The organism is Nitratiruptor sp. YY08-10 (assembly GCF_016629565.1).
Taxonomy (GTDB): domain Bacteria; phylum Campylobacterota; class Campylobacteria; order Campylobacterales; family Nitratiruptoraceae; genus Nitratiruptor.
On sequence record NZ_AP023058.1, the window covers coordinates 1 to 16402 of the forward strand.

The 16402-nt window shown below is 31.8% G+C and carries 19 protein-coding genes; 10 read left to right on the forward strand and 9 right to left on the reverse strand.

Annotated features, from left to right (window positions below; all coding sequences use genetic code 11):
* The first annotated feature begins 201 nt into the window (after positions 1-201).
* Positions 202-543: a hypothetical protein gene (locus JG735_RS09560; protein ID WP_201335751.1), complete on the forward strand. Its 342-nt coding sequence runs from the start codon at positions 202-204 to the stop codon at positions 541-543.
* Between the two features lie 391 nt (positions 544-934).
* Here the strand turns inward: JG735_RS09560 and JG735_RS09565 are convergent, their stop codons facing one another.
* The 3 genes from JG735_RS09565 to JG735_RS09575 are packed head-to-tail and all read right to left on the reverse strand — an operon-like array spanning position 935 to position 3109.
* Entirely contained in the window at positions 935-1912 is a 978-nt protein-coding gene (locus JG735_RS09565; protein WP_199200609.1) for a hypothetical protein, read from the reverse strand.
* Position 1913: 1 nt separating this feature from the next.
* Positions 1914-2627: a hypothetical protein gene (locus tag JG735_RS09570; RefSeq protein ID WP_199200610.1), complete on the reverse strand. Its 714-nt coding sequence runs from the start codon at positions 2625-2627 to the stop codon at positions 1914-1916.
* Positions 2628-2638: 11 nt separating this feature from the next.
* Positions 2639-3109 carry a hypothetical protein gene (locus tag JG735_RS09575; RefSeq protein ID WP_199200611.1) on the reverse strand — a complete coding sequence of 157 codons (471 nt, stop codon included), beginning with the start codon at positions 3107-3109 and terminating at the stop codon, positions 2639-2641.
* A 346-nt stretch (positions 3110-3455) separates the two neighbouring features.
* On the opposite strand from JG735_RS09575, the gene JG735_RS09580 reads away from it, so the two are divergent.
* From JG735_RS09580 to JG735_RS09950, 6 genes are all read left to right on the forward strand, one after another.
* A complete protein-coding gene (locus JG735_RS09580) occupies positions 3456-3851 on the forward strand; it encodes an HNH endonuclease (protein WP_199200612.1) in 396 nt (131 codons plus the stop codon).
* Between the two features lie 4 nt (positions 3852-3855).
* A complete protein-coding gene (gene mobC / locus JG735_RS09585) occupies positions 3856-4173 on the forward strand; it encodes a plasmid mobilization relaxosome protein MobC (RefSeq protein ID WP_199200613.1) in 318 nt (105 codons plus the stop codon).
* A gap of 53 nt (positions 4174-4226) precedes the next feature.
* The gene (locus JG735_RS09590; RefSeq protein ID WP_199200614.1) at positions 4227-7349 is read left to right on the forward strand and encodes a toprim domain-containing protein; all 3123 of its coding nucleotides are present in this window, start codon (positions 4227-4229) and stop codon (positions 7347-7349) included.
* A 156-nt stretch (positions 7350-7505) separates the two neighbouring features.
* The gene (locus JG735_RS09595) at positions 7506-8093 is read left to right on the forward strand and encodes a ParA family protein (protein ID WP_199200615.1); all 588 of its coding nucleotides are present in this window, start codon (positions 7506-7508) and stop codon (positions 8091-8093) included.
* 76 nt (positions 8094-8169) lie between these two features.
* The gene (locus JG735_RS09600; protein WP_199200616.1) at positions 8170-8403 is read left to right on the forward strand and encodes a hypothetical protein; all 234 of its coding nucleotides are present in this window, start codon (positions 8170-8172) and stop codon (positions 8401-8403) included.
* Between the two features lie 82 nt (positions 8404-8485).
* Positions 8486-8716, forward strand: coding sequence for a metallophosphoesterase (locus tag JG735_RS09950; protein ID WP_370583480.1), 231 nt, complete (start codon positions 8486-8488; stop codon positions 8714-8716).
* Here JG735_RS09950 and JG735_RS09610 read toward each other — a convergent pair.
* From JG735_RS09610 to JG735_RS09635, 6 genes are read right to left on the reverse strand one after another with little or no spacing between them, the layout of a single operon-like run.
* Complete coding sequence (locus tag JG735_RS09610; protein ID WP_199200617.1) at positions 8668-9897, reverse strand: NnrS family protein; 1230 nt, start codon at positions 9895-9897, stop codon at positions 8668-8670. The genes JG735_RS09950 and JG735_RS09610 overlap by 49 nt on opposite strands.
* 2 nt (positions 9898-9899) lie before the next feature.
* On the reverse strand, positions 9900-10631 hold the full coding sequence (locus tag JG735_RS09615) for an ABC transporter ATP-binding protein (RefSeq protein ID WP_199200618.1): 732 nt from the start codon (positions 10629-10631) through the stop codon (positions 9900-9902).
* Positions 10619-11401, reverse strand: coding sequence for an ABC transporter permease (locus JG735_RS09620; protein WP_199200619.1), 783 nt, complete (start codon positions 11399-11401; stop codon positions 10619-10621). Before JG735_RS09620 ends, JG735_RS09615 begins: the two co-directional genes overlap by 13 nt.
* Positions 11401-12369, reverse strand: coding sequence for an ABC transporter substrate-binding protein (locus JG735_RS09625; protein WP_199200620.1), 969 nt, complete (start codon positions 12367-12369; stop codon positions 11401-11403). The genes JG735_RS09620 and JG735_RS09625 overlap by 1 nt, the downstream gene beginning before the upstream one ends.
* A gap of 11 nt (positions 12370-12380) precedes the next feature.
* Positions 12381-13334: a transporter gene (locus tag JG735_RS09630; RefSeq protein ID WP_199200621.1), complete on the reverse strand. Its 954-nt coding sequence runs from the start codon at positions 13332-13334 to the stop codon at positions 12381-12383.
* Positions 13335-13354: 20 nt separating this feature from the next.
* The gene (locus tag JG735_RS09635; protein WP_199200622.1) at positions 13355-13735 is read right to left on the reverse strand and encodes a transcriptional repressor; all 381 of its coding nucleotides are present in this window, start codon (positions 13733-13735) and stop codon (positions 13355-13357) included.
* Positions 13736-14273: 538 nt separating this feature from the next.
* Between JG735_RS09635 and JG735_RS09640 the strand changes: the two genes are divergently transcribed.
* The 3 genes from JG735_RS09640 to ftnA all read left to right on the forward strand — a co-directional run bounded on the left by JG735_RS09640 (position 14274) and on the right by ftnA (position 16400).
* On the forward strand, positions 14274-14600 hold the full coding sequence (locus tag JG735_RS09640) for a DUF2325 domain-containing protein (protein ID WP_201335749.1): 327 nt from the start codon (positions 14274-14276) through the stop codon (positions 14598-14600).
* A gap of 38 nt (positions 14601-14638) precedes the next feature.
* The gene (locus JG735_RS09645; protein ID WP_199200595.1) at positions 14639-15793 is read left to right on the forward strand and encodes an OprD family outer membrane porin; all 1155 of its coding nucleotides are present in this window, start codon (positions 14639-14641) and stop codon (positions 15791-15793) included.
* A gap of 106 nt (positions 15794-15899) precedes the next feature.
* Entirely contained in the window at positions 15900-16400 is a 501-nt protein-coding gene (ftnA, locus tag JG735_RS09650; protein WP_199200596.1) for a non-heme ferritin, read from the forward strand.
* The last annotated feature ends 2 nt before the right edge of the window (positions 16401-16402 follow it).

The following is a 16402-nucleotide window of genomic DNA, read 5'->3' on the forward strand; positions in this document are numbered from 1 at the left end:
AAGCGTGTGCAATATGACGAAAATTGACTGCTGGAAGTCCCATAAAACATCACTTTTCGGTTTCTTCAATTTTCAAGTAAATAGTATTTTTCAATAAATACAAATAGAGGGAGGGATGAGAACGATTAACTATAATCAATCAATATTGTCAGCTACACCACTATAATCTTTGATTTAGTGGGAGAGGTTCACTCCTACTATTTGGAGGATATTTTAAATCTAAAAAATGGTATTACAAAAGCAACAATAAGATACCTACTAACATACATAACAGGACATCAAATAAATATAAACAAACTTCTCAAAAAGCTAAGAGTTGGTGGAACACAAAGAAATATAGAAATCCAAAGAGCAAAACTCCTAAAAGAACTTAAAGAAGTTGGTAAAAAATTTAACATAGAATTAATCAAAATAACAAAAAAAATAGTGATTATACAATTAAATATAACAGGCTATCTGAAATCAAATTTTACTACCCAACAAGAAATTAGCGAAAACATTTTGTGGTATTTTTGGGGGGTTTGGTATATATTTCTTATATAGGCTCTTATGAAGCCTATATAAGAAGTCATAGGCTCTAAAAGCCTATGACTTCTTTAGGCAGAAATAAACCCCTGCTAACGCAGGGTTAGGGAAAAAATAAGGAATTGCCGAAAAAATGGAAAATTTCACCTTTTTTCGGAAAAAAGAAAAGGTGCAAGTGCAGAAAAAGTTAAATATTGGCGGAAAAACGTTCAAATTTTGATTATATGCGATTTTTTTCTTCACATGATTATTTCACTGAAAAAAAGAAAAAAATTGCATAGCGTTTGATTTTGGGCTATTTTGAGGTATATTTTTCTTTTGTCTTATCAAAAAAACAAAGAATGAAAAGGACGATCTATTAATATCGTCCCTATAAAATAAATACAAAATATTTATTTTATAATTACAATTATCGTAATTGGATAATCCTATAATCACGATTTTCATAAACTTCTATTGATTTATCAATGGGAACTGCTACATATTTTTCTCCATTGTTTCCATATGCAAGTCTTATGTTGTGTTTCTCAATAAAATCTTCATATATACCATTTCCCAAAAATTTATCAACTTCTCTGATTTTTTCTTGATATTTTTCCTTTTCTTCTTGCATTTCTTTTTGCATTGCCAAATATTTTTGTTGTGCGATTTCTCTATACCAATTCCAATGATTGGCAAAATTTACCCCTACGCCAATTACAAACCCTAAAGTTAAGGCAATTCCGACAGCTCCCCATCGTTGCACAAATGTTTGTTTTTCAAAATCTTCAATTTTTTCATTTGTTTTTTTATCAATTTTTTTAAGAAGATGAAAAAAATCTTTTTCAACCTTTTTTGAAAAATTTTGTATCTTTTCTATTTCATTATCAATCCTTTTTATTTCATCGTTAATTGTTTCACTTTTTTTATTAGCAATTTCTTTTAATTTTTCTAAATATATATTAAATCGATTTATTATATCTTTGTTTATTTCTTCTTGTTTTACTTGTATTTGAGTAAATAAATCTTCGTATTTTTGTGATATTTCATCGTAATTATGTTGTAATTGATATGATAGTTGCTTTGCAGAATTTGTTGAAGCATATTCGATATTTTCTACAAATCTATCAAGTTCTTTGGATATTTCATTTAAAAAAGAATCAAATTTATTATCTAACATGCCTTGCAATTCGTTTATTTTTTGATATATATAGTTAATTTTTTGTGAAATTTTTATAATATTTGTAAAATTTTTGTTAAAATTTGTATCTATATTAGAAATGTCATTTATAAGAGATTGGAGAGCTTTTATAAGCTCTTCCAATCTTTCCAGCTCTTTTTCGGTTAAATATTGAGATTGCCTTATTTCAGACCATAAAGCTTCAAATTGGTTTAAATCAGTTAACATTTTAAACCCCTTCTACTATATTTTCATATACTCTTTTAAAATCTTCATATACTTTTTTTCCAGCCATTTTTGCCAAATCCATTTTGACCCATTTTGCTTGTTCCGGAGTGCCTTTTGTTTCAATAATTTTTTTACGATAGTCCGTATCATCGTTTACTACTTCGCTTAAAGTTTTTCCAAGCAATTCTAAATCTTTTAATAGAGATGTTTCCCGTATCATCAAATTTTTATTGAATTTAAAACCAATTTTTTTACTTGCATTTATCAAAATTTCAAAGTCTTTTTCAAAGCTTGATGGCGTTGCACGATTTGCAATGACTATGATTTGAGAAGGATTAATTCCTATTTGAAGCAATATTTGGATAGTTTTTAAAGTGTCTTGTATTTGTTTTGTATCTTTTGTAGTTGGAATTAAAAATATGTCAAATAAAGATTCCAATCCAGCAAAGTTTTCAAGTTGTCTTAAAAAATCCAATATATTTGAAGCTCCTATGTCCACAACGACTTCATCGTTTTCAACGAGCCTTGTATAAAGTTCTTCTATGTCTGTTGCATTTATTCGATAGTATTTATTGAATACTTTTTCATATTTTTGATTACCTGTATTGTGAGTTTCAACCTCTATCATAGTTCCTTGCATATTCGTACCAAGAACTTCTCTTGCTATTGTAGTTTTTCCCACATTTCCACTATTGTTTATAATTGCAATTTTCATATTACCTCCTTTTACTTGTAAGAGTCTGGTAAAAATTCGCTTATGTCTATGTCTTTGTTCATCATCTCTTCTATGTCTACATTTTTTTCCTCCTTTTTTTGGTTTTTGTTAGTAGATTCTATATCTTTTTTTTCAAATTTTGTTTTTTTTTCATCTTTTGGGCTTTGATTAGGAGTTGTAGAATTAGTTTCAAGTGTTTTTTTCCCTGCAACTGCGTTAGCAGTTGTGTTATTTGTTGTTGTATTTGAAATTGTCATTTTTTTGATGTGTCTTGAAAAAAAACTTTCAAAGGTTTTGAATTTTATGTTAGTTCCTAATTCTTGATTGATAATTTCTAATATTTCTTTTTTGTTTAATCCCTTTTGCCATAATAAAAAAATATCTTCGGCTAAATATCTTAACCCTTTGCTTTTTTTACCTTCCTTGATAAATTGCTTTGCCATTTCGTATTTTTTCTTTTCAAATTTTTCAATCAAGCTCATTTATTTTTCCTTTTTTTGTTTTTTACTATTATATCAAATTTTGAATGAAAAATGAATCAAATTCAGATGATTTATAAATGAATAATGAATGAAAAATAAAGTTTATTTGAATAAGTTATTAAAATCATTTATCTATCATTCATAAATCATTCAATATTCATTCGTATGTTTTTAAACACTTTTGCGCTATAATATTATATGTATTATAGCAAGCAGTCGCCTTGTATGACAAAAAATCGTAAGATTTTTTGTCAACGCTAACGCTTACAAGGCTCTTGCTTGCTCACCCCCAACCCCCTCAAGGGGGCTTAAAAAACACTGCTCTAACGAGCAAAAAGGGAAAAAAATGTTGAAGCCATCTGTCACATATGGTAAAGCTAAACAATATTTCTTACAAAAAGGCTTATATGATTATTGGATAAGTTACGCAAGGCGAGTTACAAGGAACAAGTTTGTAAAAGATTATCTATATAAAAGAGATAATGGAGTATGTCCTTATTGCAATAAAAAAGTTGATATTGATGAGGCTGTAGTTCACCATAAAGATTATATGAATGTTTGCATTTACCATAAAGATGATTATGTCTTAATTGATAATCCAACATCAAAACGACCAAGCAGGAAAGCGAAAATATCAAAGTGCCATTTATGCAAACAAGAAAATCAAGAGAAATTTTTAGATTGTATGAACAGGCTTACATTAATTCATCAAATTTGCAATAAAAGAATTTCAATGGAGTAAGAAAATGGAAAAAGAGACCCGTACCGAGCGGATAATTGCAAGGTTAACACCAAGTGAAAAAAAGCAATTTCAAAAAATCGTCAATGAATATGGCGTAAAAAATCTATCTGAATTTATCCGTAGCGTATTACTTACAGGTAGCTATAAAGTAACAAGCGAAGAATGCGAAAATCTCAGATCAAATTTGATTTATGAACTTAATAGGATTGGCAATAATTTAAACCAAATAGCCCGATATGCAAATATAGAAAAAGAACTTGATGTCAGAATATTAGAGGAACTATCAAAAATCAAAGAACTACTTGAAATGCTAACAGATTGATTTTTTTCCTAACGCTCCGATAGGATCGGTTAATAATAAAAAAAGGATTAAAGATGTTAGTAATTTTTGATAAGAAGCCAAGAAAAGGAGGAATAAAAGAGTATTTAGAACAAGGACAAAAAGGAGATAGAAACAAAAAAGATAAACGAGTGCCACTTTATGGAGATTTAAATGTAACCCAAAAAGCTTATCTGATGGCGAATAAAAAAGGTTACAAGGAAGCATATAGGAATATCGTTTTATCTTTTGAGGAAGATGAAATTCCAATAGAAAAACTTCAAGAGATAGCAGAAGATTTTATAAAAGAATATTTGAAAGGCTACAATGATGATGAATATGTAGCATACGCAGAAGCCCACTTGCCAAAACAAAAGATAAACCATAGAGGAGAAATAAGAAAACCACACATACACATTGCAATTGCCACATATAGCCCAAAGTTACAACAGAGATTAGATTTAGGGGATCATAAAAGACGAGCAAGAGAGATTGAATTAATCAAAGAGTTGATAGAAACAAAATACAATTTACAAAGTTTATCAAATAGAAGAGTCATACAAGAAGATAGAAGCCAGATTTTTGATATTGAAAAATATAAAACCCAAAATGAAAAGAAAAAGGCGATTGAAAACTACATATACGCAAATATTCAGCACTATAACAATCTTGATGATCTCATAAATGATTTATCCCAAAAACTAAACGCACAAATAAAAACTTCAAAGAATGCAAAAACCCCATATATATCTATCAAATTACCAAATGAAAAAAAAGGAATAAGACTTAAAGGAGAACTATTCAGCCAAAAACATTTTCATTTAGCTAAACAGGCAATATTGCAGAACAATAGAAAAATAAAACTCCCAACAGCTCCAAGAAGAAGCATTGATGAAATATTAAAGGAATTAAAGGCAGTAAGAGCCAAAAGACTTGAAAGAATCCAAAAACGAGTAGAACTATCACGCAAAAGATTTGAACAAAGAGAGTATTTGCCACAAGTACAAGAAGAAATCAAAAACTATCTATCTTACCAAGAGAAATTATTAAAAGACATATATAACTATCAAATACCACTATCAAATCATAAAGGATTTTTTGTAAAAAAATACGAAAATACAGGCTATACGCTAATCGCAAATAAAAAGAAAAATATAAAAATAATCGATAAAGGCAATAAGATTGTAGCCAAAGGTAAAAACCTCAAAGAACAAGCCAAAATAATGCTTGATATGGCAATAGCAAAGGGCTGGAAGCTTGAAAATATCAAAGTAAATGGAAGCGATGAATTTAAAAAAATAGCAAATGAAATAATCCAACAGAAAATAAAAGAAAGAGATGGGATAAAAAACCAAGAAAAAGCCAATTTTTCCCCTAACGCTCCGATAGGAGCGGTTAATAAAGAAACCAACGAACCACAGCAAACGCAAAAACAGCCAGAAGATGAAGAAGAGAAAGAATTGCCAGAGGAAGAACCTTTAACTTCATATCTTGACGCAAAATTACAAGAAATAGAACAAGAGCAATTTAAAAAAGAATTAGATTTAAAAACTCTAAAAGAAGTATTGACAGCTGAAGTATTGATACAAGAACTTGAAGCAATGGGATTTATTCCAAAGAATAGTTATGAGGTAACAGATGATAATAAGATAAAAGTGGGGCGTAAAAAATACAATATCGTAGATTTTTGTTTAAAAGAGCTTCATTTATCATTCAAAGAAACTTCAAAACTCTTAAATAGCGTATATAACGCAAAACTTACCGATTTTAAAGCCATTAGTGAAGAGGGAGAACCAATGAAAGCCCAAGAAATTGATTGGAAAGAGATTAAAAGAACCATACACCCTTTAACTCTTGCACAATACTACAAAATTGAACTTAAATCCGAGCAAATACACAAAAAAGATGATGAATATAGAATCAGGGTGGATAATAGAAATTACAACATAATTGATTATCTTCTGAAAGAACAAGGAAAGAGCTTTAAAGAGATTATAAACGATATACCAGCACTATTACAGCTTCAAGAAAAATTGAATTTACAAGAAGCCAAAAAACTACAAAAAGCCAAAGAAGAAAAAGAAAGACAAGAGGCTTTGAATATCATCAAAGAAGCCAAAAAAGAGGATTTATCTATCTTTTTAGCTAATTTAGGATACCAAATCGACAAAACAAAATCATCAAAAAATTATCGTGTGATGAAAAACGATCAAGGCGATAGAGTCATTATTTACAAAAAGGGTGATAGGTATTTATATTTTAATCCACAGAATGACCAAGATAGAGGCGATGTTTACAATTTTTTTGCTAACAGAGGAATAAGAGATTACAAGCAAATTGCAGATATTATCAAAAACGCAAATAGAAATATCGAAATACCAAAACTTCAAGAAGCAATACATAGTTACAATATCGATAAGGCAATCGATAAATGGAACAAATACAGGGCGAAAAAAGAGAATGATTATAGTTATTTAACAGATAAACGATTAATAGACAAAAATATTTTAAAAGCATATATAGATAGCATAAAAAGCGATAATGAGGGTAATATAATCGTTCCATTGTATCTTACAGCAGAACAACTTCTAAATGATAGAAATATTGAACTAAAAGACAAAAATGCCCTTTTAGTATGTGGATATGATAGAAGATTAAAAGAAAGAACCGAAAACCAACCAAAAAGCTATATTAATGGCAAAAAAGGTATTGCCATACTTCAACCACAAAATCCCCAAAATATAAAGCGTATTGTCATAGCAGAAAGTTACATTGATGGATTGAGTTATATTGAATTAAAACAGCTTGATCCAAAAGAAGTGGCTATTATCTCAACACAAGGACAAATAAACCAAAATACGATAGAGGCTATAAAAGCTTATGTTCAAGCAATAGATCAAAAAGCAAAAGTAAGTGAAATTGATTTATTGTTTGATTTTGATAAGGCGGGAATGGAGTATGCGGATAGAATAAAAAAAGCTCTAAATGATCAACGAGTTTTTGAGGATTTTTCTTATAGTGATTATAAAGATTGGAATGAACAATTAGTTAAGAGAAAATTGACCGATTTAGTTAAAAGAGGAAAGATAGAAGCTATAAAAGATGAGGAATTAAAGGAAAAAGCAAAAGAGTTGCAAGAAAAATTTAAAAAACAAAAAAGTAGGAGAATGGGATTGTAAAAATAAATTTAAACTAATACTGGATAATAGCGTTTTTGGTTACTAAAAAACAATAATTAAAACAATTATTAATCATTTCTAATAGTTTTTTATATCTTTAAACTTATTTTTATTGTTATTAAATATAATTAATAGACTCTATATTGGAGGAAAGATATGAAAAATATTACAATCGCAAATTTCAAAGGTGGAGTTGGAAAAAGTTTGATAGCACACCAGCTTATTACCTGTTTTGATTATAAAGGAGTCGAAATCGATCCATATGGATCTTTGTATGAGAGATTACCTGAGAAAGTTATAAAGGTTGATGTCAAAGAAAAAAAATTGCCCAAAACTCCTGAAAGAAGTGCGTTTGACTTTGGAGGATTTGATGATATTAAATTGGATCAGGCAATAGAAAGAAGCAATCTAGTTATTATTCCATTCATTCCTACACTCGAAAGCGTACAAGGAACATTAGATACATTAAATAGAGTCAAAGAACATAGCAAGCCTATTTTGATGGTAGCCAATATGGTGCAGAAGCCAGAAGATGTAAATGATGCTAAATTTGTTTTTGAAGAGGTTTTAGGATTTGATGTAGAGGTTTTTCAAATGCCTATAAGCGTAGCTTTACAAACAGCCATTAATGAAAATAAAGGAATAACTGAACTTGCTAAACAAGGAGGAATAAGGGCGTTTGCGTATAAGAAAGCAAAAAAAGTTATAGAGGATTTATATAAAGTTATAAACAATTATTTATAGCTATAAATAATATAATATAGTAAATAATAATTAAAAATAGTAAACAACAATTAAAAACAATTGAATAGGAGTTGAAATGAGCGGAAAATTTGGAAATGTAAAGCTAAACAGAGAGATAAGCACACATAAAGATATGCAAAAGTACAGAGGAGGTCGTCCTAAGATGGATGAGTATCAAAAGAAAAAAGAAAAAGTGTTTGTAAGTTTTACTGTCGAAGAAAAAGAAAAACTAAAAGAGCATGCTGATAAAAGCGGTATGCCAGTAGCAACGTTTATTAGAAAAGTATTAAAGGATAATGGATATATTTGAATTCGATATTTTTAAGTAATATTAATTGTTGAATATAGATAATAATAGGTGAAAAATAATAAATTTAAACCAACACTGGATAATAGGTAACATTCACGGCTGTATCTTTACCTTTGAAAAACTTTTAAAAAAGCTTCCAAAAAATGCAGAGCCAATCTTTATAGGCGATTTGGCAGATAGAGGCAATTACTCCAAAGAGGTTATGAAGTTGGTAATTGAAAACAATTACAGGGTAGTTTTTGGCAATTACGAATTTTCACCTGTTTATCCTGGTAGTCCATCTGCCCGTGGGGTAATCAGCCATTTAAAATAGCGTATCATATAAACAACAAAAGGCAGTATCCAAAGAACTGCAGAAAATATATAAAGTATTTGAGAATACTTAGGATAAAAGGTAGCAGCTGTCCTAAGCAGTGCCGCGATGACGATAGAAATTGTTCCCAAACAGATAAAATTGTCTCTTGCTTTGGCGATATCTCTTCCAGTATGAACAATCGTAACAACAATCATCACCACATAAAACGAAAGTGTCCATGCGCCGGTTGTAAGCATATGCAAAAGATCTCCGTTAAAAAGTTTCATTCCACTTAGGTAGTTATAGCCAATAAGTCCGTAACCAACTGCAATCAAAACTGGAATGAGTTCAAGGGAGAAAATAAGCTTTTTGAATAAAATATTTGTCTCTTCATAATTGATAAAATCATTCAAAATTGCCAAAGCCGCACTTGCTGTGCCTAAAGCCACCCAGCCTAATGCTCTATTTTGCGGAAAGAAAAATTCAAGTGCGCTAAAAAGAGCGATCATAAAAATTGTTAAGTTATATGCCGGAGGTCTTGCAAAAAAGATCTCTTCATATCCTTCGTGTTCTAAAATCTCATTAACAGCTTCTGTGTTTACTCTGCGAATCGCAAGAATAATAAGAATCAAAAAGACTCCAAGGCTGAGCTTTAAAACATCTAAAGGATCTGTTTTTACAACTCCTGCAACGCTTAAAAAGAACCAAATTTGTGCAACTTGCACGGCTATAAAGGTATAGGCGATGCTGACGTGGCGTTTAGCAGGGTCTTTAAAGATTGGCTTGATAACCAAAAAGGTAAGCCAGGCAAAGAGGATTATGTTAATAATCGCTGCCGGATATACTCCAAGAACTCCCATCAGCCAAAAGGTAATTCTACCTACTATCCAAAATCCAAAAAGAGCGGCTAACTTTTTTCCAACAATTGGAACGGCTCCTGGAAAAAGTTCAGGTGCTCCTGTTAAAATAAAGGCAGCCATTCCCAAAAATCCTACTCCAAAAAGCATCTCATAGATATGCCAGCTCATGCCATCACCAATAAATGGTAAAGCAATATAACCATTGTAATAAAGCACCCAAAGAAGGATTGAAAGAATCATATAAGGAGGCATCAGCAAAAAGGCCGGGCGAAAACCGTAAGCAAGATAAGTAGGAAAATTTCCTTTGGGATAGGATTCATAATGTTTTGTAGCTGCCATATTTACTCCAGTTCAAACGTTTCTATAATATAAGGATCTTGTAACAGCTTTGCAGTTTCGCTGTAAACATAGCTATCATCTCTTTTGCTTTGTGGAATATCGATTGTGAAAGTTTTAACGATTCTACCCGGATCTGGCTCAAGTACAAAAATCTTATCGCTCAGTTTCACTGCTTCCATTAAGTCGTGTGTTATAAAAAAAATAGTAATTTCTTTTTTATCGATAAGTTCAATCAAATGGTTTTGCAGCTCTCTTTTGAGACCAATATCCAAAGCTGAAAAGGGCTCATCTAAAAAAAGAAGCTCTGGCTTTGTGACAAGGGCTCTAGCAAATGAGACTCTTTGACTCATTCCACCACTTAGCTCTTTTGGAAATTTTTCAAAATCATCCTCTTCTAGATCAAATTTTAAAGCAATCTCTTTTGCTCTTTTTATTCGCTCCTTTTTAGAAACTCCTTGAGCTTTGAGACCAAAAGCGATATTATCAAGTACGTTTTTCCATGGAAGCAATCTTGCATCTTGAAAGGCGATTGCCTGGGTTTTAAAGCTATTTTCAATCGTTCCTTCCTGTCTATCCAGTAGACCCGCACAAAGCCTAAGAAGCGTTGTTTTTCCTCCACCGCTTGGTCCTACAACTGAGACAACTTCTCCTTCATCTATTTCAAAACTAATATCCTCAAGGATTGTTTTATATCCAAAAGAAAATGTCAAATGCTCTACCTTCAATCGCGCCATTTTTCCACTTCTTTTTTAATAGGTTCTAAAAAGATATACTCTACAATCATTAAAAGAGCAATCATAATAACAACAAGTGCAAGAGCTGTTTTTGTATCAAGCTGACTTCTAGCCATCGCTAAAGCCGCGCCGATTCCATCGCTTGTAGCCAATAGCTCCGCCATTACAACGATCTTCCAAGCCATTCCTAGAGCACTGACCCAAGCTGGAAAGATATAAGAGAAGATATGAGGCAGATAAATATCGGTAAATTTCATCAACTTTGGCACTTTGAAAGTATCTGCCATCTCTTCAAATTTATCCTCTAGCGTTCTTGTTCCCTGCAAAGCTCCGATAAAGACTATTGGCATGGATGCTACAAATACAGTAAATTCTACTGTCATATCTCCCATACCAAACCAAATCATCGCCAAAACGATCCAGGCAATCGGTGGCATTCCCATCAAAATTGTAATAATTGGACGGCTTGCAACGGAGGCTGTAATAAAAAAACCGGCAATTAAGCCAAGGAGCGTTCCAATTGAAAGAGAGAGTCCAAATCCAACAATCACTCTATTAATCGTAATAGAAAGATTGTCTAAAAACTCTTTGTCTTGAAACAGCTCTAAAACACTTTGAAAGCTTTGCAAAGGGGAGGGCAAAATCATATCCCCATAGATTTGATTGCCCACATCCCAAGCTGCAATAAAGAGAAAAATAGCCGCTATGGAGCCCCAGCCACTCCATAAGAATTTGGGAAAGTCTTTGATGATTTTTTTAAGAGCATCCATCAGTAGTAAAACTCCTCATCAGGAAGTTTTCCACCTATGATTTTTGGACTTTGCTCTTTTAGTTTTTCAAAGAAAAATTCAATATCTTTTTTTGCTTCTTTTGCTTTAACAACTTCCATTTTTACATGGCTAATGGAGTCTGCCACAGCTTCTGGCGTAAACATTTTTACATATTTCACAACAAGTTTTCCTGCCTCTTTTGGATGGCTTTTATACCACTGCATAGCTTCAATGTAGGCTTTTTCGAAAGCTTCAACGATTTTTTTGTTTTCTCTCATTTTTCCTACAACTGCCATACCGGCCTGCGGGATTTTAGGTTCTGTTTTAAAAGCTTTTGCCCACTCTTTTTGCAAATCAATACCCCTGTAAAGTTCAGGAGCGATGATATTCACTGGGAAAGAATGAGTTTTTCTAAGCACCATCGATGTTGCAGGCTCTGGCAAGAGGGCATTGTCTTGTCGTCTCATAATAAGCTGGCTAGCTGCATCCATTGGATTGGATACATAGATAAGATGGATATCTTTAGAACTTAATTTCTTTTGTTTCATAATAGCTTTAAGAACAATATCCGGCATATCGCCTCGCCAAGGAACAAGAAGCGATTTTCCTTTTAGCTTCTCAAGGGTATTTATATTTTTATCTCTAACTAAAATATGCAAAATCCCCCAAATGGAAACATTTAAGAGCTGAATTGGCTGCTTTTTGTTATACAAAATTGAAGCCACGTTCGTTGGCACTGCTACAAAATCTACCTCTTTATTAATAATCATCGCTCTTAGCTGATCAGGGTTTTTCCAAAGGCGAAACTCAATCTTTTTTGCATACTTTTTCAATGCACCGCTTTCAATCATATGAAAGATTGGATGTGAAACATTTGCAGATGGTCCTGCTATAACAATTTTTTCAAGTTGAGCCGCATTGGCACCTATAACCAACAAAGCCATAAATACAACAATTTTTTTCAACATTTTTCTTCCTTTCAAAATAGATATCCAATTCGAAATACCACTCGTCTTTTCTCAAGCGGTTGGTACTCTTTGAGATTATAGTGCGCTAAAAAACTTATACCGACTCCTATATGAAGTTTTGGTTTGTCAAATGGTAAAAATTCAATTTGAGGAGTAATATATCCAGCACTTCCGCTAAATGCTTTAAAAGGAAGTTTTGAACGAAGAATTGGATTTGTATCGTTGCCCATATTAGTTTTTGAGTTGTATTTGAAATTGTATTCAATTCCTATATTTAAATTTTTTGTAATCGCTTTTGTTGTTCCTATATCAAAAGTGATTTCATTCCCAAAATCGTAATCATTTTTTGCTTTTGGGCGATAAGTGTACATAGTATGAGCATCCACTCGCCAGGTAGAATCAAGCAATTTTGAAAAACCTAATCCTAATTTATATTCGGCTCCACCTGTTCCAGGCTGTGTTGGCAATGGAGTAGCGATATTTTGTGCAAAAGGAGGAGCCTTTTTGAATCCTTTGTCTGTTTTTCCTGTAGGCAGTTTCACTCCTGCTTCAACAGCTACTTGATAGCCATATTGTCTCATTGGCAACAAAACATATTTTCCAATGATTGCTATATCGCTAACTCCGCCGTTATCAATGGCGACATCATTGGTTCCAAGTTGTGCAGTGGCTTTAACCTGTTTATAGGGAATTATTAAACGGATGTCACCATTTTTGATGATTCCATAACGCAATCCCAAAAGTGTTATATTTGCTGTAGCATTGAGCTTTTCTTTGTTTTGTACTTCATGGGTGCCATCAAACATATTTTTTCGTTGAAAGTAGATATGCTTCATACCTATTTTAAGTTTGCCTTCCGGAACAACCATACCCCCACCTTTTGAGTTGAGCCCGGGAATGACTTGGGCAAATGTAGTGTGTGACAAGAATACAATAGATGCCAAGATCAAACTTTGTCTCTTCATTCTTTCTTCCTTTGATTAATTTAATTTTTACACAATTCACATGTTGTATAAAATACAATGCTGTGAGGTTTTCTTTGTGAAAGTTTGATTTCGTTTTTTAATTCCTCAAAATATAATATTTGGCCGCATAAATGGCAAATTTCATATTTGTATGTTTTTTTGGTATAAAGTTTTCTATTTTCAATTATGATATATTTTATAATCTGGCATTCTGTTAAAACTTTTAAAGAGCGATATATGGTATTTAATGATGGTTTTCTTACTGGAAACTCTTCGATGCGTGCAAGGATCTCTTCTGCACTTAAAGGTTTTTGAGAATTATTTAATATTTCTACAATAGCTTCTTTGATTTTTTTTCCTTTTAAACCTCGCCTTTTGAGACAATTGTCAATGTGCATCATTTATTTCCCATACTTTAATTATGATAACAATTATCAAAATCATATATAAAAATTTGTTAAATATTACTTAAATCGATAATCATTTTCATTTTAAGGAATAATTAATTATTTTTCTTTAAACTTTTATTGAAAATAAATATTATTAATTTTGGAGTTGAGAGATGGAATTTTTAGTAAGAGTATTGAATAAGCTAAAAAAATGGATGTATATATCTTCAAAAGTTAAGAGTATTTATAGTATTAATGGAAAAGGGCAATATAAATTATAAATGAACAATGTTTGTAAAACTAAATAATCTTCCTACAAAATAAAAAATTACCCATTTTTGTAAAAATCTTTGTTATGAGCATATTCTAAAAATTCTTTTGATATGTGCTTTAATATTACTTTTGTTAAAAAATAAAAATTTTGGATATATAGATTCATAATATTAGCAATAAATTGATAATTATTCTCATATTAATTTTTGATTAAGTAATTATTTCTTAAACTTTTGATGAAAATGAATTTCATTATTAAAATATGGGGAAGAGCACTATGGGAGTATTAGTAATAGGTGCAGATAAAGTTAAACAAATAAAATCTACTCTTTTTGAAGTTGGTGCAACGAAAGTGATTCATTTTGACTGTAGAAAGAAAAATTTTTATAAAAGAAAAATTCCAAGTGATATTGATATGGTTGTTTTTATAACAGATTATCTTTCACACAACAAAATGGAAGTTTTTAAAAAAGAGGCAAAAAAGAAGAAGATTCCAGCAGTATATGCAAAATATAGCAAAAATGATTTAGCAGACAAAATAAAGAGAGCGATTACAGATGATAATGAATCTTATTCTAATAAAAAAATTGATTTTGGTAAATAAAATGTCAAATATACAATTTTTTAAAAGGAGAATAAATTATGAATAAGATAATACTTAGTGCTGTTGCTGTTTTAATGATGGGAAATACAATTTATGCCGATGAAAACATACCATCAGCCAAGCAAAATAGCTTTTTAAAAAGTATCGATGGCTATATTCGAGTTGGGTATCAGTTTGATGATAATTCAAATCAGGATTTGGCAACAGGTGGAAAGCTTCATATTCAAACAAAATCTTTTAAAGGAGTAAGTGCAGGAGCTAGTTTTTATACGACAAATGTTGTTGGACATATCAATGATGGGGCTGAAGGATTTGGTTTTTTTGATGCAAACAACAAATCGTATTCTATTTTAGGAGAAGCCTATCTTTTAGGAGAATTCGGTAATACAACTATCAAAGTCGGTCGACAAGAGATCGATACGCCATTTGCCGATACAGATGATATTGCAATGGTTCCAAATACCTTTGAAGCGGCTCTTTTAATCAATAAAGATCTGCCTGATACTACAATCATTTTAGCTCAAGTGCAACGATGGGCTGGTGTTGATGCGCCTAACCCTTCAAGCTTTGAAGATTTAAATGGTGATGATGGAGTACAAGTTGCAAGTATTACGTATGAGGGAATTGAAGGACTAGCTCTTTCGGCTTGGTATTACTACCTAAATGACTTTGCGATTGACAAGATTTTTTATGCAGATGCAAATTATGAAGGTGAAGTAAACGGGGTTTCATATGCGCTGGGAGTGCAATATGCATATCAAAACTACAGTGCATCCGGTGTTGATTCTGCTTCAATTTATGGTGTAAGTGCTAGTGCGGGGTATAAAGGCTTTACATTGGGAGTTGCTTACAATAAAAGCAATGACAATGCAGCGGATAATGGTTTTGGTGGAGGTCCGTTTTTTACTTCAGCCGAAGTATTGACTTTAGCTGAGGGTGGAGTGGATGCAGATGCTTGGTATGTAAACGCTGAGCTTGATTTAGACACTTTTGGAGTAGAAGGGCTAACTTTTGGTGCGGGATATTTGAATTTAACTGATACAAACAATGTTGATTCAACGGAGTTTGATGGCTATATCAGCTATGCGTTCAATGATAATTTAAGCTTTAATCTCATTTACAGTGATGTTGATGATGATATTAATAAAGATAATTTTACCAACACAAGGATTTTTGTCAATTACTCTTTCTAAGGCATCTTTTAGATGCCTTAGGCAGCCCTCAAGTGCCAGTTTCATTCTTACTCCTTTTTTGAGGGCTGCTTAAGGCATTTTTGCCAAAACAATCAAAAGGATAGACATGTTAAAAAAAGAGCTTTATGAGAGACTCAATGAGCAGATGATGCTGGAGTTTGAATCGGCAAATATCTACAAAGCGATGAGCGCTTGGTGCAAGGCAAAAGGGTTTGAAGGGTCAGCTCGATTTTTAAATCAACATGCAGCTGAAGAGATGGAGCATATGGAAAGACTCTTTCAATATATCAATGAAACTGGCGCACAAGCCATTATAACCGATATGAAAGCGCCTGAAAATGAGTTTTCTTCATTGCAAGAAGTTTTTGAAAAAACATATAAGCATGAGCAGTTTATCACACAAAAAATCTTTGATTTAGTAGATTTTACTTTACAGTTAAAAGATTATTCTACATTTAACTTTTTACAGTGGTATACCGCAGAGCAACATGAAGAAGAGGCTCTCTTTAAAGGAATTTTAGATAAGTTTGAGATTATTGGCACAGAAGGTAGAGGTCTTTTTATGATTGATAAAGAGATAGGAAATATTGCAAATAGCAGAGATTAATT